The sequence below is a fragment of the Pseudogemmobacter sp. TB195 genome (genome assembly GCF_058313095.1).
The window spans coordinates 1-573 of sequence record NZ_JBZEGG010000170.1; the positions used below are offsets into that span (position 1 = coordinate 1).

Consider the following 573-nt stretch of genomic DNA (forward strand, 5'->3'; position numbering starts at 1 on the left):
TGCACGGTTGTTACGCACCCTCGGGCGCGCGGATCTGCTGGTGCTGGACGACTGGGGACTTGAGCCACTGGACGCTGCGGCGCGTCACGATCTGCTGGAGATCCTCGAAGACCGCTACGGACGCAAGTCGACGCTCGTCACATCGCAACTTCCGCTGGAGGGATGGCATGAGATCATTGGCGACCCCACCTACGCCGACGCCATCCTCGACCGTCTGCTTCACAACGCCCATCGCATCGCGTTGAGAGGCGAAAGCATGCGACGTGTACGCACCAAAGCAGACGTCAACGCTTGACCCGGCGCCATCCGAGGCGCCAGAAAAATAGAAGCCAGCACATGCCGTGACCCGGGCGCCATCATCCAGGAATTGGGGGGCGCCATCATCCAGGAATCCATGGGCGCCATTATCCAGGAATCGGGGGGCGCCTTCGCAGGAATCTGCAGCTGCCAAAAGCGCCCATGTCACACCGGCATTTTCCATAAGCAATGCAAATGTAAACGGAGCTGCCGCGCCAACTATGAGCCGGACGGACATTATCCGCCCTTGAAGGGCGCCGTAACCATGATGGCCGA

General features: G+C 60.9%; 1 protein-coding gene. It reads left to right on the top strand.

The window, feature by feature from the left end; all coding sequences use genetic code 11:
- On the top strand, nt 1–295 hold a 295-nt coding region (locus tag AC4FS3_RS29200), incomplete at its 5' end, for an ATP-binding protein (protein ID WP_491023450.1).
- Nucleotides 296–573: the final 278 nt, after the last annotated feature.